Source organism: Pseudoalteromonas sp. PAST1, from assembly GCF_021532515.1.
Taxonomy (GTDB): Bacteria; Pseudomonadota; Gammaproteobacteria; order Enterobacterales; family Alteromonadaceae; genus Pseudoalteromonas; species Pseudoalteromonas simplex.
Genome location: NZ_JAKGBH010000018.1, coordinates 52,190 through 75,767 on the forward strand (window position 1 = coordinate 52,190; position 23,578 = coordinate 75,767).

General features: G+C 41.3%; 22 protein-coding genes. 12 read left to right on the forward strand and 10 right to left on the reverse strand.

The annotated features are described in order from the left end of the window. Positions 1-343: 343 nt before the first annotated feature. Positions 344-1,615: a glucose/galactose MFS transporter gene (locus tag L1272_RS10780; RefSeq protein WP_166340869.1), complete on the reverse strand. Its 1,272-nt coding sequence runs from the start codon at positions 1,613-1,615 to the stop codon at positions 344-346. Positions 1,616-1,752: 137 nt separating this feature from the next. Here L1272_RS10780 and L1272_RS10785 point away from each other — a divergent pair, with 137 nt between their 5' ends. Then, the gene (locus L1272_RS10785; protein WP_199528968.1) at positions 1,753-2,970 is read left to right on the forward strand and encodes an AGE family epimerase/isomerase; all 1,218 of its coding nucleotides are present in this window, start codon (positions 1,753-1,755) and stop codon (positions 2,968-2,970) included. Continuing rightward, entirely contained in the window at positions 2,970-3,923 is a 954-nt protein-coding gene (locus tag L1272_RS10790) for a carbohydrate kinase family protein (protein ID WP_054552062.1), read from the forward strand. Before L1272_RS10785 ends, L1272_RS10790 begins: the two co-directional genes overlap by 1 nt. Before the next feature lie 59 nt (positions 3,924-3,982). Here the strand turns inward: L1272_RS10790 and L1272_RS10795 are convergent, their stop codons facing one another. Next, positions 3,983-5,668 (reverse strand): M1 family metallopeptidase, encoded by a 1,686-nt coding sequence (locus L1272_RS10795; protein ID WP_235373362.1) that lies wholly within the window; start codon positions 5,666-5,668, stop codon positions 3,983-3,985. Positions 5,669-5,847: 179 nt separating this feature from the next. Here L1272_RS10795 and L1272_RS10800 point away from each other — a divergent pair, with 179 nt between their 5' ends. Continuing rightward, positions 5,848-7,584: a hypothetical protein gene (locus L1272_RS10800; RefSeq protein ID WP_235373365.1), complete on the forward strand. Its 1,737-nt coding sequence runs from the start codon at positions 5,848-5,850 to the stop codon at positions 7,582-7,584. A gap of 26 nt (positions 7,585-7,610) precedes the next feature. Here L1272_RS10800 and L1272_RS10805 read toward each other — a convergent pair whose 3' ends face one another. From L1272_RS10805 to L1272_RS10815, 3 genes are all read right to left on the reverse strand, one after another. After that, positions 7,611-8,135: an RNA methyltransferase gene (locus L1272_RS10805; RefSeq protein WP_054552060.1), complete on the reverse strand. Its 525-nt coding sequence runs from the start codon at positions 8,133-8,135 to the stop codon at positions 7,611-7,613. After that, positions 8,135-8,632, reverse strand: coding sequence for a YcgN family cysteine cluster protein (locus L1272_RS10810; RefSeq protein WP_138616689.1), 498 nt, complete (start codon positions 8,630-8,632; stop codon positions 8,135-8,137). The genes L1272_RS10805 and L1272_RS10810 overlap by 1 nt, the downstream gene beginning before the upstream one ends. Before the next feature lie 64 nt (positions 8,633-8,696). Continuing rightward, the gene (locus tag L1272_RS10815; RefSeq protein WP_138600814.1) at positions 8,697-10,520 is read right to left on the reverse strand and encodes a DUF885 domain-containing protein; all 1,824 of its coding nucleotides are present in this window, start codon (positions 10,518-10,520) and stop codon (positions 8,697-8,699) included. 147 nt (positions 10,521-10,667) lie between these two features. Between L1272_RS10815 and L1272_RS10820 the strand changes: the two genes are divergently transcribed. The 4 genes from L1272_RS10820 (at position 10,668) to L1272_RS10835 (ending at position 15,631) form a co-directional block, all read left to right on the forward strand. After that, positions 10,668-11,936, forward strand: coding sequence for a Xaa-Pro dipeptidase (locus L1272_RS10820; protein ID WP_235373366.1), 1,269 nt, complete (start codon positions 10,668-10,670; stop codon positions 11,934-11,936). A 197-nt stretch (positions 11,937-12,133) separates the two neighbouring features. Further along, positions 12,134-14,542 carry a TonB-dependent receptor gene (locus L1272_RS10825; RefSeq protein WP_410445981.1) on the forward strand — a complete coding sequence of 803 codons (2,409 nt, stop codon included), beginning with the start codon at positions 12,134-12,136 and terminating at the stop codon, positions 14,540-14,542. A gap of 195 nt (positions 14,543-14,737) precedes the next feature. After that, positions 14,738-14,983 (forward strand): hypothetical protein, encoded by a 246-nt coding sequence (locus L1272_RS10830; protein ID WP_235373369.1) that lies wholly within the window; start codon positions 14,738-14,740, stop codon positions 14,981-14,983. Positions 14,984-15,043: 60 nt separating this feature from the next. Then, positions 15,044-15,631, forward strand: coding sequence for a hypothetical protein (locus L1272_RS10835; protein ID WP_235373371.1), 588 nt, complete (start codon positions 15,044-15,046; stop codon positions 15,629-15,631). A gap of 298 nt (positions 15,632-15,929) precedes the next feature. On the opposite strand, the gene L1272_RS10840 is transcribed toward L1272_RS10835, so the two are convergent. After that, a complete protein-coding gene (locus tag L1272_RS10840) occupies positions 15,930-16,910 on the reverse strand; it encodes a hypothetical protein (RefSeq protein WP_235373372.1) in 981 nt (326 codons plus the stop codon). A 262-nt stretch (positions 16,911-17,172) separates the two neighbouring features. Beyond that, complete coding sequence (adhP, locus tag L1272_RS10845; RefSeq protein WP_235373374.1) at positions 17,173-18,183, reverse strand: alcohol dehydrogenase AdhP; 1,011 nt, start codon at positions 18,181-18,183, stop codon at positions 17,173-17,175. Between the two features lie 250 nt (positions 18,184-18,433). Between adhP and L1272_RS10850 the strand changes: the two genes are divergently transcribed. After that, positions 18,434-18,991: a GbsR/MarR family transcriptional regulator gene (locus L1272_RS10850; RefSeq protein ID WP_054552053.1), complete on the forward strand. Its 558-nt coding sequence runs from the start codon at positions 18,434-18,436 to the stop codon at positions 18,989-18,991. Positions 18,992-19,223: 232 nt separating this feature from the next. After that, positions 19,224-19,637: a hypothetical protein gene (locus tag L1272_RS10855; RefSeq protein WP_235373376.1), complete on the forward strand. Its 414-nt coding sequence runs from the start codon at positions 19,224-19,226 to the stop codon at positions 19,635-19,637. Positions 19,638-19,852: 215 nt separating this feature from the next. On the opposite strand, the gene L1272_RS10860 is transcribed toward L1272_RS10855, so the two are convergent. Further along, positions 19,853-20,878 (reverse strand): lytic murein transglycosylase, encoded by a 1,026-nt coding sequence (locus tag L1272_RS10860; RefSeq protein ID WP_130167596.1) that lies wholly within the window; start codon positions 20,876-20,878, stop codon positions 19,853-19,855. Continuing rightward, positions 20,871-21,152 (reverse strand): YcgL domain-containing protein, encoded by a 282-nt coding sequence (locus L1272_RS10865; RefSeq protein WP_054552050.1) that lies wholly within the window; start codon positions 21,150-21,152, stop codon positions 20,871-20,873. The genes L1272_RS10860 and L1272_RS10865 overlap by 8 nt, the downstream gene beginning before the upstream one ends. A gap of 156 nt (positions 21,153-21,308) precedes the next feature. Here L1272_RS10865 and minC point away from each other — a divergent pair, with 156 nt between their 5' ends. The 3 genes from minC to minE are packed head-to-tail and all read left to right on the forward strand — an operon-like array spanning position 21,309 to position 23,093. Beyond that, positions 21,309-22,013: a septum site-determining protein MinC gene (minC, locus tag L1272_RS10870; RefSeq protein ID WP_235373377.1), complete on the forward strand. Its 705-nt coding sequence runs from the start codon at positions 21,309-21,311 to the stop codon at positions 22,011-22,013. Positions 22,014-22,018: 5 nt separating this feature from the next. Then, complete coding sequence (minD, locus tag L1272_RS10875; protein ID WP_054552048.1) at positions 22,019-22,828, forward strand: septum site-determining protein MinD; 810 nt, start codon at positions 22,019-22,021, stop codon at positions 22,826-22,828. A 1-nt stretch (position 22,829) separates the two neighbouring features. Beyond that, positions 22,830-23,093: a cell division topological specificity factor MinE gene (minE, locus tag L1272_RS10880; RefSeq protein WP_054552047.1), complete on the forward strand. Its 264-nt coding sequence runs from the start codon at positions 22,830-22,832 to the stop codon at positions 23,091-23,093. 39 nt (positions 23,094-23,132) lie between these two features. Here minE and L1272_RS10885 read toward each other — a convergent pair whose 3' ends face one another. Next, entirely contained in the window at positions 23,133-23,549 is a 417-nt protein-coding gene (locus tag L1272_RS10885) for a GNAT family N-acetyltransferase (protein ID WP_235373379.1), read from the reverse strand. Between the last annotated feature and the right edge of the window lie 29 nt (positions 23,550-23,578).

The following is a 23,578-nucleotide window of genomic DNA, read 5'->3' on the forward strand; positions in this document are numbered from 1 at the left end:
AACCTATTTGTTATTTTTTTCGTTGTTAGCACTTTTATATTTAACAAATTTAAAGCCATTTGTCTTATAAAATTAAGCTAAAACTAGGAAATCGTTACTTATAATTAAAGTACGCTTTCTTTATAAATCAATTACTTTATTAGCGGCAGCACATTCAACTTCTAAAGCCACATTAATAAAAAGCAGCAAAACACTTTTTGGAACGTTCCTATAAATTACTGCTTTAATCACCCCTGAATACGTATTCATTAAATCATTCTGTCATCTAATTTTGTTGGCTAAAGCAAAAAATGGCACAAAAAAACCCCGCAACTCTGTGCGGGGTTTTTATTAATAGTTATTTTTAGTTGATGCGTTTTTTCCAGCTATCTGCTAAACGTACAACGTTTAAGCCATACCAAGCGATAAAAGCATAACAAATCACAGGTACAAAGAAGCTTTGTTGAATGTTTACTGTATCAGCTACCACACCTTGTACTAATGGTACTAAGGCGCCACCAACGATTGCTAAACATAACCAACCCGAACCTTTACTTGTGAGTGAACCTAGGCCTTCAATAGCAACAGAGAAAATAGTCGGGAACATGATTGAATTGAATAAACCAATCGCAAGTACTGAATAAAGCGCCACATCACCTTCAGTGAATATAGTCACTAACAGCAATACAATAACCATCATGGCATTAAAGAATAACGCTTTTGAAGGCGCAATCTTTTGCAATGCTGCAGAGCCAATGAAACGACCCACCATTGCACCGCCCCAATAATAAGCAATTAGGCTTGCCGCCGCATGCTCTTCAAGGCCTGCAATGTGCGCTTCGCCAAAGTAGTTTACTAAGAAGCTACCAATTGAAACCTCAGCACCGACGTAACAGAAGATACCTACAACACCCATCATTAAATGAGGTGCTTCAGCTAGGCTGTGGCCTTTCGCTTTGCAGTCTTGCTCTTCTGTGTGCTCTGCAATCACGGGTAATTTAAAGAAGGCAAATACTACAGCAATGGTCAGTAGTGCAGCTGCAAGCATGAGGTAAGGCACTTTGACAGATTCAGCGGTGGCCGCGTTTGCAGCTAGTGTGCCTGCTGTACCAAAGAATAAAATACCACCCACATATGGACCAACTGTGGTACCGAGTGAGTTAAGTGCTTGAGCTAAATTTAAACGTGACGACGCCGTTTTTTCAGGACCTAACGCCACAACGTACGGGTTAGCAGATACCTGTAATACGGTAATACCTGCCGCTAATACAAATAACGCACCTAAAAATAACCAGTACTCATGTACTACAACCGCTGGGTAAAATAACATACAGCCAATTGATGCTACGACTAAGCCAGTTAGTACACCATTTTTGTAGCCCATTTTTTTAACCAACATACCCGCTGGTAGCGACACAATAAAGTAAGCACCAAAGAAACAAAACTGAACCAGCATTGCTTCTGTGTAGGTTAAATCGAATACCCCTTTTAAGCGCGGGATCAACACGTCATTTAAAACTGTAATAAAACCCCATAAAAAGAACAGGGTTGTCATTGCTGTCAGTGGTAGCAGGTAGTTTTTATTTTGCTGCGAACCATCGGCGACAAACGATTGGTTTGTATTTATTTCACTCACGTGGTTTTCACTCCGTTAACAAGTTACCTTTGATTCTACACATTGAAGTAAAAATAGCACAAAGATTTACTAGGAACGTTCCAATATTTTTATTTCCTGCTATAGTTGCAAGATGTACACAGATTTATTAATAACGCATGGCCACAGTTAACTTTAAAAGCCCTGATTTTCTTAAGCAGCATATTCAAGATACCCTTGCTTTTTATCACCCCCATTGTGTTGATCATTCAGCCCATGGCTTAGCTGGCTTTTATCAGTTTTTTAAAAATAATGGCGCGATCTACGATAAACACACTCGCCATTTAGTCTCGAGCACCCGCTTTGTTTTTAACTATGCAATGGCGTACATAGAGTTTAAAGAGCCAGAATATTTAAGCCTCACTAAACATGGTTTAGCTCACCTTGAACATGCGCATAAACAAGCATCTGGTGGTTATGCTTGGCTTATTGAGCAAGATGATAACGGCAAAGTAACCGTGTTAGACGACACCAATCATTGCTACGGGCTTGCCTTTGTTATGCTTGCAAACGCAGTAGCCTTAAAAGCAGGGGTAAACGACTGCAAAAATACCCTTTCGCAAGTTTGGGATTTATTAGAGCAGCACTACTTTGAACCCCAGCATAATGCCTATTTAGATGAGCAAAATGCCGATTTTAGCTGTGCAGATGACTATCGCGGCCAAAATGCCAATATGCATTTATGCGAAGCCTTACTGATGTGTTTTGAAGCAACCAACGAGACCCGTTATTTAAAACGTGCTAAACAACTTGCCGAAACTTTCACAGTAAAACTGGCTGCACAGAGCCAACAGTTTGTCTGGGAACACTATTCTAAAAATTGGCAACTCGATTTAGATTACAACAAAGATGACCCGCAGCATTTATTTAGACCTTGGGGATTTCAACCAGGTCATCAAACTGAGTGGGCAAAACTGTTACTTATTTTAAACCGCCATATTGATGAACCTTGGCTGGTAACGCGCGCTAAAAGCCTGTTTGATGAAACCCTTAGGATTGCATGGGATCAGCAACATGGGGGCATTTTCTATGGCTTTGCACCAGATAAACAAATTTGTGATAGCGATAAATACTTTTGGGTGCAGGCCGAATCATTAGCCGCAGCAGCCCTACTCGCTGATGCCACAAATGACGAAAGCTATTGGCAATGGTACGAAAAAATTTGGCAATACAGTTGGCAACATATGGTAGATCACCAATATGGTGCGTGGTATCGCATTTTATCAGCACAAAACCAACCCTACAGTGACGAAAAATCGCCAGCAGGCAAAACCGACTACCATACTATGGGTGCCTGCTACGAAGTATTAAGAACCTTAACCTTGAGGAATGCATAATGAGTTTAGTGTGTTTTGGCGAAGCATTAATCGACTTTTTATCAGATGGTAAACAACCAGAGTCATTTACCAAATACGCAGGTGGCGCACCTGCCAATGTGGCTGTTGCAGCAGCAAAACTAGGCCTAAACACCAGCTTTTGCGGTATGCTAGGCGATGATATGTTCGGTCACTTTATTAAACAAGAGCTTGAGCAGCATGCGGTAAACACTGATTACTGTACATTCACCGATGCGGCTAAAACAGCATTGGCGTTTGTATCACTCGATGAAAATGGCGAACGCTCGTTTAGTTTTTATCGCCCACCAGCTGCCGATTTACTGTATCGAGTGGACGACTTTGAGCATGCAATGTTTGCAAATCACGCCATCATGCACGTATGCAGCAACAGTTTAACTGAGCACAATATCTATCAAACAACAATTTATGGTTTAACGCAGGCGAAAAAAGCAGGTGCAATTTGTAGCTTTGATATGAATCTGCGCGAAAACCTGTGGCCAAGTATGCGCCATACGCTTGATAGAATGTGGCATGTTATTTCTCTGGCAGATATCGTTAAACTCTCATTTGAAGAGCTTGAGTTTTTAAATCAAAGAAGCCATCAAGAAATGCCACTTGAGCATACTATTGATGCCATTTTAAAGGCCGGTGTAACCTGTTTGCTAGTTACCAATGGCGGCGAAGCAATCAGCTTTTATCACGCAGACTTTAAAGGTCAAGTTAGCCCACCAGCTACAAAAGTAGTTGATACCACAGCCGCAGGCGATGCGTTTATTGGCGGCATGCTGTCAAAGATTGGCCAGCACTGTGAAAACAAACAAAGTTTTAAAGCGTTTTGTCAAACCCCAGCTAACATCGAACAAACCATTGCTTATGCAGCTAAAGCTGGCGCTTTTGCTGTAAGCCGTTATGGTGCATTTGCGTCTTTACCAAGCGCAGCCGATTTAGCCTAGAACTTTGTTTAGGTTGAGTAATAAGCCCAGTATAAAGTAGTTTATGCTGGGCTTCTTCGCTATTGGTCAGTTTTACATTTATCGATAATTGGTAAATACCTAAACACCTTCATGTTTGGATCGATCACCACATGATCCCCCGCTTTTAAAGCAATGCTAATCTCGCCATTTTCAACATAATAAGTTTGCAACGAACCGTTTATTTGCACCGGAACTGGCATAGGGAATGGCTTATCTTGCAAAGAGTTTTTGTTCCATTTCAGCGTTAAGCTGTTAGCTGATTGAATAACATCAAGTTCAGGTAATTGAGCCTGTTTTAAATACACATCAAACAGCCAGCTATAATCTTTCGCCGTTAAGCGGTTAACAATAGCAATAAACTCATCGGTATTTCGATATCGCGGTGAAATTGGGTAAGCTAATTGCTTGGTGTCGTTCACCCCATAAAGCAGCTCACGGGTGGCTTGCCAAAATAACTCATCACCAATTAACCAGCGTAAGGTATGTAAAGTCCAACTGCCTTTGCCATAAATATCAGGGTTGAATGCTTGATCTGAGGTTATGTCGCCATCAAGTACAATGGCCTGACAGTTTTTAAGCCCTAAATACGACTTATACATGCTGTGGTTATAGCCCGCTTCACCGAATTTATACAAGCTATAACTTGGCTGCATGTAACTGCCAAAGCCTTCGTGTAGCCATGCATCGTTGAGTTTTTCATGGGTCATTAAATTACCAAACCACTCATGAGCTAACTCATGCTGTAATAACCAATCATAACCGCCAGCATCACGCTTATATTTTTTACCATAAGCATTGATCGTTTGATGTTCCATACCTAAATGCGGTGTTTCAACAAAGCCCAGTTTGTCATTCCCCCATGGGTAAGGCCCTAAAAAGCGCTCAAAAAACGCGACTTGAGAACGCAAATCCTGCTCTATTAGCATCGACGCTTGCTGTGTGTGTTTAGCAAGTGCCCAAAATTCAATCGGAACCTCAGTGCCATTAATACTAGTATAACTACGCTCAATACGTTGATACGGGCCTATGTTCAGGGCAATGTTATAGTCGCTTGCAGGCACAGATAGCAGCCAATCAAATTGTTGTTTGTTTGCTCCGACTGGTTTTACGCTTTGCAATACCCCGTTGGTTACTGCACTTAAGCCATTTGGTACCGTGAGCCTTATGCGCATGCTATCGGCTTTGTCAGCAAAATGATCTTTACAAGGCCAGAATAAATCACAACCTTCGCCCTGCACTGCGGTAGCTATCCACGGCTCGCCGCTTTCTGTTTCAGCAAATACAAACCCGCCATCCCAAGGCGCGTTTTTAGCAATATGGGGGTTGCCCTCATAGGCCACAGCAACACTTACTGTGCTACCCGCAGGGTATTGCTTAACTAAATCAATGTTTAGCACACCTGCATTGCGGGTATAGTTAAGTGTTTTATCGTCTGAGGTAATTGCAGTGATTAAAAACCGGCTATCAAGTTTTAGTTCAACAAATTGGCTTGCAGATAGCATTTTAAACTGCGTTTTCGACACCCCTTTAATGCGTTTATCATCAGGAAACACTTCAAGTGATAAGTCGTAAAATTGCACATCGCTTTTCAGTGCAACTGCCGATAATGGCTGACCGGTATCACCAACTCTTGGCTCAAGTGGCAAAGGTTTAACACTACAGCTCGCTAGAATGGCGGTCATAGCAACGGCTGACACGCTTTTAAATAATTGAGTTACCTGCAAAACATCTACTCCATGTTGTTATTTGTATTATTAAAATATGACATAGGTTAAAAGTTAAAACTGTGCTTTGCGGTGAATAACTTGTTACAAAAATTCAATCCGTTTAATACAGCAACATTGGTCAGAAAACGGCTTTCATGGTATGTTTTCTCCTAATTTTAGAAAAAGGAATTCATCCTATGAATAATAAGCTTCTTGCTGGGGGCGCAATTGCCATTGTTGCAGGTGCGTTGTTGTACTCACAAAATAAAGCCAGTGTTGATGTAGATTTACCTGAGCTTGCATACGTTCCTGCCGATACGGCAGTTTTTTATGGTCAACTTAAACCGTTTCCGTACAGCAAATACTTTGCGCTTATGCCAGATGCAATGAAAGGCACGAGCGATTTAACGCCCATCATTGCTGAGCTTAAAACAGTTGATGATAAGAATGCCCTATTCCTTGCATCACTGATGGAAAAATACCAGCAATCATTGAGCTCTTACGATGCCTTCAAATCGATATGGGGCTTTGGTGATAACTACAAAGGCATGATGTACGCGCAAGGTTTAATGCCGATTGTGCGTTTTCAGGTCGCTGATCAAAGCAGCATTATCAAAAGCATTAAACAATCTGCTGATGAAGCCGGTATTGCTTATACTACAGAAAGCCTTGAAGGTGTAAGTTACACGCGCTTTGCCATTGAGCTTGAAGGCTTAGATAACTTCAACCTAATTGCATCAACTCACAATAATTGGGCTACCTTAACGCTGACCACTGCTCTTTCTAATGACCAAGACTTACGTATAGCCCTTGGCGTAGAAAAACCGGCTCAATCACTGGCTGAAACTAAAAAACTACCTGAGCTTATTAAAACTTTTTCGCTTGATGGTAACTCGGTTGGCTTTGTTGATCATCAACGTATCGCCAATGCTGTAACAGGCAAAGAAGACTCTCGCTTACACCAAATGCTCAAAGAACTACTTGATAAAGCCCAGCAAGCGAATGCGTTAGCAATGATTTCAACACCTGAGTGTCAAGATGATATTGCTGCCATTGCCGCTAAATGGCCTGCAACAGTATCAGGCACAACAAAAACCCGTATTACCGCCGACTACGCCGACTTTGACGTAAAAGCGGTACTGCAAAGCACAGATCAAGACTTACTAAATACCCTACAAGCTGTGCGTGGTTTTGTACCAAAACATACCACCGGGCTTGACGGGCAAATGATGAGTGTTGCCTATGGTATTGATGTTGCAAAAGTCCTGCCACTTGCCAACACACTAACCGGTGCAATTAAGTCAGCTGAGTTTAACTGTGGCCCAATTGTCGCACTACAAAATGAAATGCAAGAAGTAAGCACTGCTGGCCTTGCTATGATGTCGGGCTTTGCTAATGGCGTACAAGGTATGAGTGTGAGCGTTCAAGACGCTGCATTTACTATCGATGACTACAACGGCCCACAAATAGACAAGCTTGATGCCATCGTTACCCTATCGGCGACTGATGCCCATGGCTTGTATTCAATTGCGCAAGGTTTTGTACCGCCGCTTGCTAACATAAAACTACCAGCCAATGGTGATGCAGTACTGATCAATGAATACATTCCATCGCCTGTGCCACTTAACTTTGATATAAAAATGGCACTTAAAGGCAATCATATTGTGATTTTCACGGGTGATAAGTCAGCACAAATCGCCGAAACCTTAGAGTCGCAAAGTGTCACTAAAAATGGCTTTGTGAACATGGCATTCGACGTACAAAAAATCTTATTACCTTTACTTGATACAATTGCATCAACGGGTCAATTAAGTGATGAAGAAATGGCTGAGCTTGACTCCCTTCGCGACCAACCTGTCGGTGTTTATTTTGCCACAGACATTACCGATAACGGCATCGGCCTTGAGAGTAACGTACAAATTACTAAAAAGTAATTTTGAGTTTGAATCTAAAAAGAGCGCTATTTAGCGCTCTTTTTTTGTTGCCATTTAAGTGAGTTGTTGGTGTCTCGACTATTACAGATGGTGTCGTTAGAACTCTCAATACCACCGAGTTTGGCAAGTCGGTCGTACAGTACAACATTGCAGGTTGCAGCTAGGTTCATACAGCCTATGGTTGGTACATAAACCACTTCATCACACCATTTCAGCACGTCTTTACTCACCGAGCCATCTTCAGGGCCAAACACATAAAATGCGTTTTCAGGGTGCTTAAATTCGGGCAGCGGCGTTGCACCTTCAACAAGCTCAATCACCACAGTTGTGGCACCTTCAGGCTTTGCTTGCTCTAGGCTTTCGACTTGCGTAAGTGGGATATGCTCAAGCACATTTTTGGTATCGGTGTGATACTTATTAGCGCGTAAATAGCGGCTACCAGTAAAAAACACCTGCTTGGCGTTGTAACAACCCGCGGCACGTAATACGCCACCCACATTGGTTGGGCTTTTTGGGTTTAACAGACCAATGCTTGCTTTAAGGGCGCTCATTAATCAATGTCTCTGGTTGGCCATTCGGCCACGTAAAGGTCAAAGTCATCTAGGTCAACATCACAGTCTTTCACTGTTTTGTCACGCACAGAAATACCCAGCTGATGCATCATGTCTTTACTGCCACCGTTCAGTAGCGGGTGCCAAGACGCAAGGCCACGGCCTTCGTAAAGGCGACGGTAGCTACAGCTTTGCGGCATAAAAAAGATATCTTTAAGGTTTTCTTTAGTGAGCTTTACACATGAAGGCACCAAAGTTTGGCGGTTCGCATATTCGCTACACCCACAGGTGTCGTTGTCTAGGTATTGGCAAACGATATTAGTGAAAATGAGTTCTTCACCCTCGCGAAGTTGATCCGTTGCGGTAAATTCATCTTCGTCTTCGCTGTCGATAAACGTGTTTAAACAACATTTACCACAGCCGTCACAAATGGCTTCCCATTCGGGTTGTGACATTTGCTCAAGCGAGCGCTTAAGCCAAAATTGATCTTCTAACATGGTATTACTCAAAGCCCCTAAACAGCGCGCATTCTAGCGTAAAGCCAGCATGCGCGCAAAGGTGCTATTTTTGCTCGTTAACCCAACGCTTAATTTTCTCTTCAAGAATCGGCATCGGTAATGCGCCATCAATTAGCACTTGCGTATGGAAAGCTTTAATATCGAACTTATCGCCTAACTCTTTGCTCGCGTAGTCACGTAGTTCTTGAATTTTGAACTGACCTAACTTGTACGACAGCGCTTGGCCCGGCCATGCAATATAACGCTCAACTTCGGCAATAATGTCACTTTCGGCCATTGATGAGTTAGCCAACATGTAATCAATACCTTGTTGACGTGTCCAACCTTTTGCGTGGAAACCAGTATCAAGTACTAAGCGCATTGCACGTAATTGCTCATCTGATAAACGGCCGTACCACATGTAAGGGTCGGTAAATAAGCCAAGCTCTTTTCCTAAGCTTTCTGCATACAATGCCCAACCTTCTGCAAATACCGTGTAGCCACCAAATTTACGGAATAGTGGTAATCCTTCAATTTCTTGTTGCAAGGCAATTTGAAAGTGGTGACCCGGTGCCGCTTCGTGAATAGACAAGGTTTCAAGTAAAAACTTAGGCTGTGCTTTTAGATTAAAGGTATTGATATAGAAAATACCTGGGCGTGAGCCATCTGGTGCTGGCGACTGATAAGATGCACCTGCAGCTGATTCAGCGCGAAAATCTTCAACTGCTTTTACAACGTATGGCGCTTTTGGCGCAATATCGAACATTTGCGGTAGCTTAGCATCAATCTTTTCTTTTACTGCTTCGTACGCAGCAATTAGCTCTTCTGGCGTATCGTAGTAAAACTCATCTGAGGTTCTAAGGTGTTCAAAAAACGCTTTTAAATCGCCTTCAAAACCAACAGTCTCTTTGACTTTTTTCATCTCAGATAAAATGCGCGATACTTCGTTTAAACCAATGTCATGAATTTCATCGGCGTTTAGGCTAAGCGTTGTATGCTGTTTAATTTGATACTCATACCATGCTTTACCATTTGGTAGGTCGCTGTAACCAATGCTTTCACGGGCATTTGGAATGTATTCATTCGCTAAAAAGTCAGCCATTTTTTGATACGCAGGCACTAAACGTTCGCTGATCATCGCCGTGTACGCGCTTGTTAGCTGTGCTTTTTGCTCGTCGCTGAAAGATTCAGGTAACTGAGCAATTGGCCCCCAGAATAATGACTCTTCTGGTTTTTCTACAATATGAGTTTGAAATTGCGGTAATAGTTTTTCAGCAAGCGGTTTAGGAAGAACCACTTTGTCTTTCATGCCTTGGCGCATTGATTGCTCAACACTGTCTAACCACGCGATAAAACCGTCAGCACGTTTTTCAAATGCTTGATAATCTTCAACCGTGTTAAAAGGCTGTGCACTTTGCCCAGAGCCTAACGCAGCAAAGGTATTGTGCGCCCCGCCCATTTGGTTAATTGGCATTAAGTAACTTGGAAATTGAGCACCTTCAATCGCAAGGTCTAAATCGCGCGCTAGAATTTCGTAGCTCAATAATGACTGACCCTTTAATTGCGCTTTGTCGATATTTGCTAATTTATTTTGGTATTCTTTAACAAAATTAAGCCGCTCGTCGCGGTTGGCTTTACTAATGGGTGCAATAAATTGATCGTTAAATTCGCTACGGCCAATGTAAGTGCCGCTAACAGGGCTAAATTTTAAACCTGCTTCAAAGTAATCTGCTAGTAATAAATCAAGTTGCTCTGTGGCTGACGTTGCGCTTGGTGCTTGTTTGCTTACTGCCTGCGTTGTTTTTTCGTTGCTTGGCGTTGATTCATTACAACCAAGTAATGCAAACATCACTGCCGAACTAAGTAGTGCTAGTTTTACGTTTTTCATTCTTTCCCTGCCCTTATATTAAGTACGCGTAAATTATGAGGGTTTAGTTCCCTATTTAGCAAGTATCGCTGCAACTTATCGCAGTTTATTTACACTTTGTAAGCTGATTGCTAGAGTGGCGGCTCGACTTACCAATTTTGAATAAAAATGAAAAAGACAGCTCTTGCTATTAGCTTAGGCCTAGCTTGCCTAACACCTTTAAATACCTATGCAACCACCTACTTATCGGCAAAAGCCATGGTAGATGTAAATTCAGGTAAACTGATTAAATCACCACTTATTAGTATAGATAATGGTCAAATTACAGCTGTGCAAAGCAATAAACAGCCAAACTTAAAAGACGGCGATAAGCACATTCAATTACCAGAACTGACTTTGCTGCCGGGTTTAATGGATATGCATGTGCATTTAACGAGCGATCCTACCGTGCCGCGCAGTGAGCGAATTGGTCAATCGATTCCGCGTAAAGCAATTAAAGCTGCACACTTTGCCGAAAAAACACTGTATGCAGGTTTTACAACGCTGCGTAACTTAGGCGCAGAAGGCTACAGCGTGATTGCTGTACGCGATGGCATTAATGCAGGCGATATTGTTGGCCCGCGTATTTGGGCGGCTGGCCCGTCTTTAGGTGTTACTGGCGGTCACTGTGATAACAACCGTTTACCACCAGAAATGAAATACACCGCCGAAGGTGTTGCTGATGGCCCATGGGCAGTGCGCGCTAAAGTACGGGAAAACATTAAGTACGGTGCCAATGCTATTAAGTTTTGCGCTACAGGCGGGGTATTTTCAAAAGGCACAAAAGTCGGTATTCAACAATATAGCCAAGATGAAATGAACGCCATTGTTGACGAAGCTCATTTACGTGGCCTAACCGTTGCAGCCCATGCGCACGGTACCAGTGGTATTAAAGCGGCCATTGTTGCCGGTGTAGACAGTGTTGAGCACGTTAGCTTTGTTGATGACGAAGCCATTAAACTTGCGAAAAAACACGGCACTTGGTTTTCAATGGATATTTACAACACTGAGTACACCCTTGCCTTTGGTGAACAAAATGGGGTTGCAGAAGAAAACCTCAATAAAGAACGCCAAGTATCTAAAAAGCAACGTGATAGCTTTAGCCGCGCAGTAAAAGCAGGTGTAAACATGGTATTTGGTACCGATGCAGCGATTTACCCTCATGGCGATAACGCAAAGCAGTTTTCGCGTATGGTTGAATTTGGTATGACACCGCTGCAAGCATTGCAGTCTGCCACCATCAATAGTGCCAAACTACTTAAAGCTGATAATCAACTTGGGCAAATCAAAAACGGTTTCTTAGCCGATATTATCGCCGTTAAAGGCAACCCGCTTGAAAACATTGCAGTACTTGAAGATGTACAATTTGTAATGAAAGACGGTAAAGTTTTTAAATAAGCCACAATGTTGGCTTTGCACTTGCAAAGCCAACCACACCTCATGTAACCATTTTGAAAACAAATTTACCAACAAAAAACACACCCGTTAAAAAAATGTATCTAGGTTAAAAAAATACTCATAATGGTTAAATAAAACTTGAAATGAAAATGTCTCGCATTATCATTGCCGAAAAATTTCGACAATTACCTATAATCATGACATATAAATATTCAATTTTAGCCCTAGCCTGCTTAAGCGCATTCAATGCAAACGCCAACGATTTAGACTCAGTTGAACGTATTACCGTTTACGACAAACAAAACCGTGTGGTACTTGAATCTGGCCTTGCCACAAAGTCAAATATGACCCTAATGGAAACACCTGCACCTGTTGTAGTTGTTGATCAAGAGCTTATCAACTCGCAAGGCGCAACTAACTTACAAGACTTAGTGCGTAACATCAGTGGTGTAACCCAAGCCGGTAACAACTACGGTATTGGTGATAACTTAGTGATCCGCGGTTTAGGCGCTAACTATACTTACGATGGCATGTATGGCGGTGCAGGCCTAGGTAACACCTTTAACCCTACACGCTCAATGACCAATGTTGAATCTGTAGAAGTACTTAAAGGCCCTGCAACAGGTTTATATGGTATGGGTAGCGCAGGTGGTGTTATCAACCTAATCGAGAAGAAACCACAATTTACTGAAAAACACACGGTAAATGCAGAACTTGGTCAATGGGATAGCTACTCATTAGGCTTTGATAGCACAGCAGCATTAACCGACAACCTTGCTTATCGCGTTAACGCAAAAACCGCTCGCAGCGATGGCTACCGCGACTTAAAAGACGACCGTGATGAAATTTATGGCGCGTTAAAATACGTATTAAGCGACAAACAAGACATCATGATTTCTGCCGCTTATATTAAAGATGCCATTGCCGTTGACTCAATTGGCCACCCTATTCGTATTTTTAACAGCGACTCAGTGAATGGCAAAACCGCAGGTGAAGTAACCGCCGCCGATTTAATTAACGACGCAACTGCACAAGGCCTGCAACTAACCGAACAGCAACGCCAACAATTAGCTGACTCACTGGCAGCAAATGATGGCCTAACACCTTACACTTTTGGTCATAACGGTATCATCTCGCCAATGGCGAATGACAACGAAGGCGAAGAGCTGCGCTTTAAGTTAACCCATAACTACTTTATTACTGATAATTTATTTTTAAATCAGCAACTTCAATACCGTAATTACGAATCGAGCTTTGCCCGCCAAACGGGTGCTTATAACTATGTTTATTGGAACCGTAATGGCGTGATCAATGCCGACCCGCGCGCTCCTTTAGTGGTTGATGACGTACTTTACCCATTTGCAGCGCGTCGCCAAGAATACCGCCAAGTAGAGGCTGACGAAAAATCATGGCAATACTTTGCTGACTTACGTTATGACTTTAGCTTTGCCGGAATCGATAACGAACTACTTGTAAACGCCAACTACGAAGACCGCGATATTCGTTTTAAACAATACTCAATTTACGATGCCGACAAGGTCATTAAAAACAAAGATGGAGAGGTTATTTACCAAGGTCAATTACCTTACATTTTTGATATTCGTAACCCGAACTGGGGCGAAGGCAGCTTTTACGACTACGATCCGCTAAAAACCAGCGATTACAACAAAAAGGTTCAAGCTTGGGGTGTGGGTATTCAACATGTTGCCTATATTCACGACACTTTCACTACCCGTGTAGGCGTTGCCTTTAACCGTATTAAACAAAGCTACGAACACTTTGGTGTTGATGCGCGCTACCGTGCTAGTGCCGCCGAGCCAACGCCAGAAGCAGATACATCAGACAGCGGTATGACCTATAACCTAGGTGCAACTTATAAACTTAGCGATGATATTTCGTTCTTTGTAAACCACTCTAAAGGCCGCACAGCCTACAGCGTACTTGGTAGTGTATCGGGTAACGAAGCAGACCGCGATGACGCCGAGTCAGTCAGTAACGACATTGGTATGCGTGTAAAAGCCTTTGACGATCAACTACTGGCATCACTTGTGGTATTTGATAGTGCCCGTACCAACCTTGAGTATGCCAACCCAGAGTACGAAGCCGGTGTATCTGATGCCTCAGTACCAAAAAGCTTTTACGATGGTGAAGAGCAAACCAAAGGTGTTGAGCTTGATTTAAATGCCGATTTAAACGAGCAGTGGAAACTTAACGTAAACGCGGTGTATCAAGACGCGCGCGATAAGCAAAATCCAAATTCATCAAGCTTTGATTCTCGCCAAAAAGGTGTGCCTTATGTAACAGCAAGCAGCTGGTTAAGCTATGACGCTAAATGGTTTGATTTAGCCGAGCCACTGACAATTAGCGCAGGCGTACAATATGTTGATGACCGCAGCACAAACTCAACCTCGTTTGGTATACCTGATGGCTACGTACCGAGCTACACGGTTTACGACGCCGCCATTCAATACCAAACAGATGATTGGAAACTACAGTTAAACCTAAATAACTTGTTTAACAAAACCTATTACTCAAAAGCAATGTTCTTAGGCGGAATGCCAGGTGAAGAGCGTAATGCTAAATTAACCTTTAGCTACACACTTTAATTGTGAAATAGATAGCAAAAAGTGCGGCTTAGTTAAGCCGCGCTTTTTTGTTTTAGAGCAACGCCCCATTTAAAAATGAATGCGCTTCTTCTACTAATTGGTTTCGTGAATTGGATGTGCCACGTTTAAAATTGCACCGCAAAATTCTATTTGCTATTTTACACGCTCATAAATGGATGATTTAAAGATTTAAGGATGAACCCACTACAACAATACCCTATACCAGATAGACCAAGTAACCCAACCCCTTTAGAAATGGCTATTTATAATTATGAATTACTAGCCAAAAAACACTACGACGATAAACGCCGTAAATCTGCTGCGTCTAAAGAAAAGCTTCAAAGAGATTACGAACACTTACAAAAAGAACGCACACGTTTAGAGTATTTGCTTATCGCACAACAAAGTTTAGAGTCTTACCAAGCTAAAAGTGAAAATTAAAAATCATATGATGCCAGCCAACGTTATGTTACCCAAAAATGTTAAGTGGGATGGCAAAACATGAAGCTGTTTTCATTAAAGCCTGTAACTAATTCTTACGACATGGTTGAGTGGGATATACTTTCATTCGCAGATAAAATACAACCTGAGTTGCCATCTCATCAAGATGCTTGCATGTTCCTTCTAGATATACATATGAATAATGACTCTTTATTGGAGTATTGGCCTGTAGGGTATGAGTTATCTTTTTTACCTGAGTACTTAGAAGATAACCATGATATCAGTATCATGGATGGGTTTATTGCTCTTCGAATAAATGCATATGAAGTTTTAAAAGACTTGTTAACCCCTTTAGGGGAGTTCATTGAAACAAAGGCTGATGGTGAACCTATTGTAATTTTTAACTTGCGTACATTTGGACAAGAAGATGAAGCTAAATGTGAGCGTGAATATTTAGATGGTTACCCGCTAGATTATACCAAGATTGCTTTTGTTAATGACGATGTAAAAAATAAGCCTGTCTTTAAAAGCAAGTTTACCGGTGGTTCTCGTTTGTATTGTACAGATGAGTTTAAATCTGCTGTAGAAGCTAATAATTTGACTGGTGTCTTTATTGACGAGGATCTTAATAATATTTTTTCTAGTTAAGTAATGGTCTTAGGCGGTATGCCAGGTGAAGAGCGTAATGCTAAATTAACATTTAGCTACACACTTAAATTGTGAATAAAGAGCAAAAAGCGCGGCTTAGTAAGGTCGCGCTTTTGTTTAGTGAGAGCAAGTTTGAGTAGTAGATTATTGTTGGACAAAAACGAGTTTCGTAAATCAGAATATTAGTACTTTGTGAATTACTTGAGGTATGGGAAAGTCGCTTAACTCGGTGTCCAAAAATAATGGTGCAGATAACTATCACTAAAGCTAAAGCGAGTAGCCTGGACTATTGAGTTTGTTAACTTTCGTTCAAGCCCTGTTCAAACCGATCCTTAATTTTCGAAACATCCACTTCTTTTAGCTCAACTCCCTCAACACCTGGCATCTTATCACCTTTATAATTTATGTTCCCGTATGGGAAGACATGAGGGTTCTCTTCATTAATTTCTTCCAGCATACAATCTAGAACAAGTCTAGATTTCGAAGTTGGCTTAGCTCTAAAGCTATTGCCATCAATGCTTGGTAACATTTTTAACTGCTGTGCAAAAACATTATTGCTATTATTCAAAAAGCGATTATTAGCGAAAATATATGATTGATTGGCTAAAAAGCCTCGACCAATAAAAATTACAAATCCGATATTTCTGTAATCTTTATGAAAATTAAATCTAGTAACACGATTTAAACCTTTATGTTCAATGTCGTGATATTGACAGTACCCATCGGAAAGTAAATGACATAACTCCAACACAGTTATGCTCAATTGATGGGAATCTAAACAGTTGGCATGCTTCACTTTGTCTTCTGACTCGAGGCAGTAAATCAAGCCTGTATTGAATGATTTTAAGCCTTTTTTATCTCTGTTATTGGCATATTTCCTATTGATCTCATTCAGCTTATTTGTTACACCTTCAATGAGAGGGGTAAGTTGTTTAGATAGTTCAATACTTACAACTTTTCCTATGGACTTATTTGCAAACGCATCTGCTTTTGATCGCTCGATCTCTTCAGAAATCGCTATATCAACCCTTGTTAGTAACCCACCTTTAGGGCCATTAACATCAACAAAACAAATCTCTTTGAGGCTATCTTCTTCTGGGTTCGAGCTAACAATAAAATCTGGGGTCCAGTAATCTCGACTCATAGACTTTAAACGCTCCATGCAATTAAAACTACTTGTGTGCCCTTTTTGAACTTGACCATCAAATTTCTCAATGTGATTCGTTGGTAACTTTAATTTCTTTATAAGGTAATTGTAAGAAAAATCTTCACTATTCATGACTTTGCGCCTTTTTTAAGATAATTATGCGTTGTAATCAACAAATTAATTTTAGTAAAAGCATTGCCCTATTTTTGTAATAGAATGTGACCATTGCTAATAAGTTTTGGTATGGCAAATTAACGCCAATTAGGTGTGAGTCACTTGTCACCACAACAAGAAAAGGGACAATAACAATTTACAGTTCCCTGCTTTTAGCACCTGAAAAACTGTCAGATTCAATTGATTACTCAACAAACCTGACAGCGTTAACTGACTCAGCTTAAAGCGTCATCACGATTCGGCCTGTGATATCGCCTTTTAACATGTCGTCAAAAATATCGTTGATATCTTCTAGGCGTTTTTCTTCAATAATGGCTGTAACTTTACCTTTGGCTGCAAAGTCGAGGCATTCTTGTAAGTCTTTACGGGTACCAACGATTGAGCCTACAACAGACACACCATTTAATACGGTGTCGAAAATTGGCAATGGCATATCTTCGGGTGGTAAACCTACAAGCACGCATTTACCGCCACGGCGCACGCTTTTATAAGCTTGCTCAAAACCTGGTTTTGATACGGCCGTACACACAACGCCATGTGCCCCGCCTACTTGTTCAAAAATGGTTTCTGAAGGCACTTGCTTCATAAAATCTATGGTGATGTCTGCGCCAAGCTCTTTGGCCAGTGCCAATTTGCTCTCGCCGGTATCAACGGCAATTACATTAAAGCCCATTGCTTTTGCGTACTGCACTGCTAAATGGCCTAGGCCGCCAACACCAACAATTGCAACCCAATCACCCGCTTTGGCATCAGTCACTTTAAGCGCTTTATAGGTTGTAACCCCCGCACAAAATAGTGGTGCGGCTTCTGAAAAACCTAATCCTTCAGGAATTTTAACCACGTAATCACCATGGGCTACACAGTACTCGGCGTAACCACCATCGACTGAATAACCTGTGTTGTGCTGCTCAAGGCATAAAGTTTCTTTACCTTCTAAACAAAACTCACAATGACCACAGGCGCTGTATAACCAAGGAACACCAACACGATCTCCCACTGATAAGTGTTTAATGTTTGCGCCTACTTTTTCGATAGTACCTACCCCTTCATGGCCCGGTACTAATGGCATTTTAGGTTTGACTGGCCAATCTCCATGACAAGCATGTAAATCTGTGTGACACACTCCACACGCGGCAATTTTAACTAGCACATCGTTAATTCCCACCTCAGGGCATGGGATATCTTCGATTGTTAATTTACCTTTGTACTCTTTATTTACTGCAGCTTTCATAACGTTCCTCCATGGTATTATTGGATTTCAGCCTATACGATAAACTTATTAACTGTCACTATTATTGATCCACATCAAATAGCTAATCACTGCGGCATTTAATTAAACTACACTTTAAATTCAATAACTTAAAACTAAATAATGGCGTATCTACACTTTAGTAGTAGCAGATTGCATAGTGGCTATTTCTTTTAGTTATACCCCGAGCGTGCTAGCATTTAATTTCTGAAATTTTTGAATACTAAAAATTATGAGCCTATCTGAAAAAAACTTAGCTTTTGTTATGCACTGCGGTGAAATGGGTAGCCGTTGGGGCTTTAACCGCACCATTGGTCAAATGTGTGGATTATTAACCATTACTAAAGAGCCAATGACCGCCAATGAAATTGCCGATACCTTAAGTATCTCGCGCGGAAACGTCAGTATGGGTATTAAAGAGCTACAGTCTTGGCGCTTAATTAAAGTGCATCATATTCCGGGTGACCGTAAAGAATACTACGGCCCTGCTGGCAGCATTTGGGATATGGCCAACCGCGTATTCGAAGAGCGTAAAAAGCGCGAGATAGACCCTACCCTTAGCCTGCTTCGCGATAACATTTTAGAAGAAGCCCACAATGATGATGAACGCTTTGCTCAGCAGCAAATGCAAGAAATTCACGACCTACTTGAAACCGTAACCAAATGGTCAGCAGAGCTACAACGCTTAAGCCCTGAACAACTTCAAAGCCTAATGAAACTAGGCTCTGGCATTGGCAAGGTGCTTGATTTTAAAGATAAGATTTTGAAAAAACCGGGGAAAGGGGAATAAGTTAGCGAGTTGCTAGGGGAAAGTTTGTAGGAGGCGTTTCAACGCCGAACATCTAAACTTCACGGCTGAAGCCGTTCCTACGGGACTCACCGTAGGCGTGAAACTTGTTTCGCGCGCTCTCTTGTAGGCCGTGCTTTAGCGCGTTTTGAATGGATAGTCATAACTACTCTTGCCTTTGCTATACTAATAATTAAGCGTTTATTTACGTTCTGACTTAAATGGATATTAAGCTATGTATAAAGAGACAGAAATAAATTACTCGTTAATTATTATTTTATTAGTAATTAGTGCCTTTATAATTTTCTCGCCTGAACTGGCTGACCTCAAAATAATTATATTATCGATAAACCTGCTTGTTACTTTGCTGTTCTTTTCACTAACAATAGTCATCGATGAGCAAAAGCTACGTTGGTATTTTGGGTTTGGGATTATTAGCAAAGATGTTGAATTATCTCAGATTGTAGAAAACTCAGCTTACAAAACAAAGTGGTATCAAGGAATTGGCATTCGTATGCTAAGTGATGGCTGGTTATACAATGCGTCAGTTGGTCAAGCTATTAAAATAACTTTAGCTGACAGAAAAAACATATACCTTGGCTGTAAAAACGTTGATGCACTGCAACAAGCACTCAAGGTAAAGGTTTAAAAATTGTATCGAAGGGAAAGTTACAGGAGTAAAGTTAGCAAGTATAGATTAATAATTTTGTATTTTTCCTCTTAAGCGCAGCGTCTCTTGGCCTCTTTGTGAGTAATTCACTTAGAGATCTTTTGCAGTAGTAATATTTAACATAAAAAGCGCGAGATAAACTCGCGCTTTATGCAAATCCCCTAGTACCTAGTTACCTAGGCTCTAGTATCTAATTACTTAATCGCTGGGTAACCGATGCGATCTGATAAGTAACCAACACTGGTTGCAAAGTAATACGAGCGATTCCAGTGCATAAGTGCTTTGTAGTTATCGTAGGCTAGATACATACGACCGTTTACGTCATCTGGCATTACCATTGCGGCGGTAACATCAACGTTTGGTAGGTCGCTACCATCCATTTTACGAACACCTATTGCTTGCCAATCAGCAAGGCTGCGCTCTGAATCTTTCCAATACTCTAACCATTGGCTGCGCGTTTTAGTGCCACGCTTAAGAATATTTGAGTTATCAAAGCCTTCAGGTAGTTTAACTTGGCGACCCCAGGTTAAATCATCGTTCCAACCTGCTTGCTTAAGGTAGTTAGCAATTGAAGCGAATGCATCTTCTTCTGTAGTCCAAATGTCTTTGCGACCATCACCGTTGTAATCAACAGCGTAAGCGTTAAATGAGGTTGGCATAAACTGCGTTTGCCCCATTGCGCCAGCCCATGAGCCTTTGAACTTATCAAGGGTAATATGACCCTCTTTTAAGATATCAAGTGCTGCCCAAAGTTGGTTTTTGTACATGGTTTCGCGGCGACCATCAAAAGCAAGTGTAACTAATGATGCAATGACACTGTGACCACCTTGGATTTTACCAAAGTTACTTTCAAGGCCCCAAAGTGCAACAATAAAGCGTGCTTGAACGCCGTATTCTTTAGCGACTTTTTCCAGAACCTCTTGATTTTCTTTGTATAGCTTACGCGCGCGGTCAATTTTCCATTGCGGCACACGTTTTGGTAAATAAGTTTCGAGGGTTTCTTTTACTTCAGGCTGATTTTTATCAGCTGAGATCACTTTCTTTTTGAATTTAGCTGTTGCAAGTGCTTGATCAACTAAGGCTTCATCATAGCCTTTTTCAAGTGCTTCTTTTTTTAATGCTGCAACGTAAACGTCAAAATCAGCTTGTGTCTTTTGTTCTGCCAATACTGAAGTACTTAGTGAAGCACTGAGTAAAATGACGGCAAGTTTTTTAATCACTCTCAACTCCCTTGTCTTTTTTAAATTGGGTTAACAAATTTTCTTCCGGCGGAGGTAATTGCAAGTAGAACCCTTGGTCAATTAACGCTTGCTTAACCGCGTCTAAGTCTGCCACACCTAACTTTTCACGGCTTGCTAGATTAATCATCATCACGTACTTAGGTTGACCAAACGTTTCTAGTAATGGTTCAGGTACGCGTGAGAAATCATCTCTTTTTTCTACAAAAAGGTATGTATCCGCTTTTTTAATACTTTTATACACCGCAGTTAGCATTATGGCCCTATAATATCTTGCTTAACGAAGGCGCACACTATAACATGAGTGATATAATAAGTTAGAAAAAATAGATTAGATTTTTAATGTATATCCCTTGTTCAGCCTGTGTTTATACTTAAATAATGCTAATCCAGACAATTCAATTGAGCGTGTATGTCGGAACAAATTTTTGAATTAAAAGGGAACCTTTTTACGTTATCTGTTTTACATTTATTTTCAGCAGATACAGTCCTTTTAAGTAAGCAGTTAGATGAGAAAATCGCCCAAGCACCTAAGTTCTTTGCCGGTGCGCCTATCGTAATCAACTTAAGCGACGTACAAGATGAAGCGCTTGATTTCTCTTTCTTAAAATCAATGTTAAGCGGCCTTTCGTTAAACCCTGTTGGGGTTTGTAATGGCTCTCAAGAGCAAAACGAAAGCGCAAAAGCTGCGGGCCTGTCGGTGTTAAATTATTCACAAGACGTTAAGGGTGCAACCGCTAAACAACAAACAAATACATCTATCGTTGAAAAAACCGTTCACCTGCCTGCGCAAGTTATTCATGGCACTGTACGTTCGGGCCAGCAAGTGTATGCAAAAGACCGCGACCTAATCGTAATTGGTGCTGTAAGTCATGGCGCCGAAGTGATTAGCGACGGTAACGTGCACATTTATGGCACCCTTCGCGGCCGTGCAATTGCAGGGGCTAAAGGTTACAACGAAGCAAATATATTTTGCCAAAAATTAGAAGCAGAACTTGTTTCGATTAATGGTAGTTATTGGATCAGCGACTCTCTACAAGGTGAACACTGGGGCAGCGCAGTACAAATCCAACAAAAAAATGATTCATTAGAAATTTCAGCTTTGGTTAAAGGATAAATCTCATGGCAAAAGTGATTGTCGTTACTTCTGGTAAAGGTGGTGTTGGTAAAACCACATCGAGTGCTGCGATTGGCACAGGTTTAGCGCTTAAAGGCTTTAAAACCGTTATTATCGACTTTGATATTGGTCTACGTAATCTTGACCTTATCATGGGTTGTGAACGCCGTGTTGTTTATGATTTCGTAAACGTAATCAATGGCGAAGCTAACCTAAATCAAGCACTTATTAAAGATAAGCGCGTAGATAAGCTACATATTTTACCTGCCTCACAAACCCGTGATAAAGACGCCCTAACCCGTGACGGTGTTGAGCGCGTACTAAACGAGCTGAAAAAAGATTTTGATTACATTGTGTGTGATTCTCCAGCGGGTATCGAAGCTGGTGCAATGATGGCAATGTACTTCGCTGATGAAGCGATTGTAACAACGAACCCAGAAGTATCATCAGTACGTGACTCTGACCGTATTCTTGGCATTTTACACAGCAAATCAAAACGTGCTGAAGAAGGCCTTGAAAGCGTAAAAGAACATCTACTATTAACTCGCTATAATCCTGAGCGTGTTGAAAAAGGCGAAATGCTTTCGGTAGAAGACGTACAAGAAATCTTAGCGATTAAACTACTGGGCGTTATTCCTGAATCACAAGCTGTACTTAGTGCATCGAACTCTGGTCAACCGGTTATCCTTGATGGTGAATCGGATGCAGGCCAAGCATACACAGATGCAATCAATCGTTTATTAGGCGAAACTGTTGATTTTCGTTTCTTAGACGTAGAGAAAAAAGGCTTATTTAAACGGATTTTTGGAGGTTAATGTGTCTTTACTTGACTACTTCCGCTCAGAAAAGAAAAGCAGTGCGTCATTAGCAAAAGAGCGATTGCAGATCATTGTCGCGCACGAACGTTCACAGCGTGGTACACCAGATTACCTACCACAGCTAAAACAAGACATCCTTGATGTTATTCGTAAATACGTGAATGTAAACACTGATGCAGTTCAGGTGCAGTTTGACCAAAACGAAGATGACTTAGCCGTACTTGAGCTAAACGTCACCTTACCTGACGAAGAAAAGAAATAGTCAAAATTGGGCGCTTAGTTTTTTAACAGCGCCCTTTTTTTATTTCTGCCACTGCATATGAAACTCATAGTCGTCTTCGCCTAGAGTTTTAAACCCTGCCCGTTGATATAGCCCATACGCTGGATTCGCTTTTAGCACCGTTAAATTAATCTCTGCTGTTTGTGCTTTTAGTGTATCTAACACCTTAGTGCCTAATCCTTTGCCCTGCTCTTTAGGTGCAATTTGTAGCTGTAATAAACTGATTGCTTGGTCACTCAAGATGAACTTGGCAGCGCCTACACATTGCCCATCATTTAACACTAAATGACTGTGCTCAAAGTGTTCTGCCACTCTTGCTTGATGTTGCTCAAGTGATAAAAATAATCCCTGATTTTCTAAGTGCTCAACCATGGTATTTAATCTTAAGTCGAGTAAATAGGCTTTGTCTTGCTCCGTTGTTTTTACAAATTCAATCATTTTTGTCTTAAAAAAGAAAAAGGTACTTT

Excerpts from the sequence above, each read along its gene's own strand:
- L1272_RS10785 (WP_199528968.1), top strand. The coding sequence starts at position 1,753 with ATGGCCACAGTTAACTTTAAAAGCCCTGATTTTCTTAAGCAGCATATT.
- L1272_RS10790 (WP_054552062.1), top strand. The coding sequence starts at position 2,970 with ATGAGTTTAGTGTGTTTTGGCGAAGCATTAATCGACTTTTTATCAGAT.
- L1272_RS10800 (WP_235373365.1), top strand. The coding sequence starts at position 5,848 with ATGAATAATAAGCTTCTTGCTGGGGGCGCAATTGCCATTGTTGCAGGT.
- L1272_RS10805 (WP_054552060.1), bottom strand. The coding sequence starts at position 8,135 with ATGAGCGCCCTTAAAGCAAGCATTGGTCTGTTAAACCCAAAAAGCCCA.
- L1272_RS10810 (WP_138616689.1), bottom strand. The coding sequence starts at position 8,632 with ATGTTAGAAGATCAATTTTGGCTTAAGCGCTCGCTTGAGCAAATGTCA.
- L1272_RS10815 (WP_138600814.1), bottom strand. The coding sequence starts at position 10,520 with ATGAAAAACGTAAAACTAGCACTACTTAGTTCGGCAGTGATGTTTGCA.
- L1272_RS10820 (WP_235373366.1), top strand. The coding sequence starts at position 10,668 with ATGAAAAAGACAGCTCTTGCTATTAGCTTAGGCCTAGCTTGCCTAACA.
- L1272_RS10825 (WP_410445981.1), top strand. The coding sequence starts at position 12,134 with ATGACATATAAATATTCAATTTTAGCCCTAGCCTGCTTAAGCGCATTC.
- L1272_RS10830 (WP_235373369.1), top strand. The coding sequence starts at position 14,738 with ATGAACCCACTACAACAATACCCTATACCAGATAGACCAAGTAACCCA.
- L1272_RS10835 (WP_235373371.1), top strand. The coding sequence starts at position 15,044 with ATGAAGCTGTTTTCATTAAAGCCTGTAACTAATTCTTACGACATGGTT.
- L1272_RS10840 (WP_235373372.1), bottom strand. The coding sequence starts at position 16,910 with ATGAATAGTGAAGATTTTTCTTACAATTACCTTATAAAGAAATTAAAG.
- adhP (WP_235373374.1), bottom strand. The coding sequence starts at position 18,183 with ATGAAAGCTGCAGTAAATAAAGAGTACAAAGGTAAATTAACAATCGAA.
- L1272_RS10850 (WP_054552053.1), top strand. The coding sequence starts at position 18,434 with ATGAGCCTATCTGAAAAAAACTTAGCTTTTGTTATGCACTGCGGTGAA.
- L1272_RS10855 (WP_235373376.1), top strand. The coding sequence starts at position 19,224 with ATGTATAAAGAGACAGAAATAAATTACTCGTTAATTATTATTTTATTA.
- L1272_RS10865 (WP_054552050.1), bottom strand. The coding sequence starts at position 21,152 with ATGCTAACTGCGGTGTATAAAAGTATTAAAAAAGCGGATACATACCTT.
- minC (WP_235373377.1), top strand. The coding sequence starts at position 21,309 with ATGTCGGAACAAATTTTTGAATTAAAAGGGAACCTTTTTACGTTATCT.
- minD (WP_054552048.1), top strand. The coding sequence starts at position 22,019 with ATGGCAAAAGTGATTGTCGTTACTTCTGGTAAAGGTGGTGTTGGTAAA.
- L1272_RS10885 (WP_235373379.1), bottom strand. The coding sequence starts at position 23,549 with ATGATTGAATTTGTAAAAACAACGGAGCAAGACAAAGCCTATTTACTC.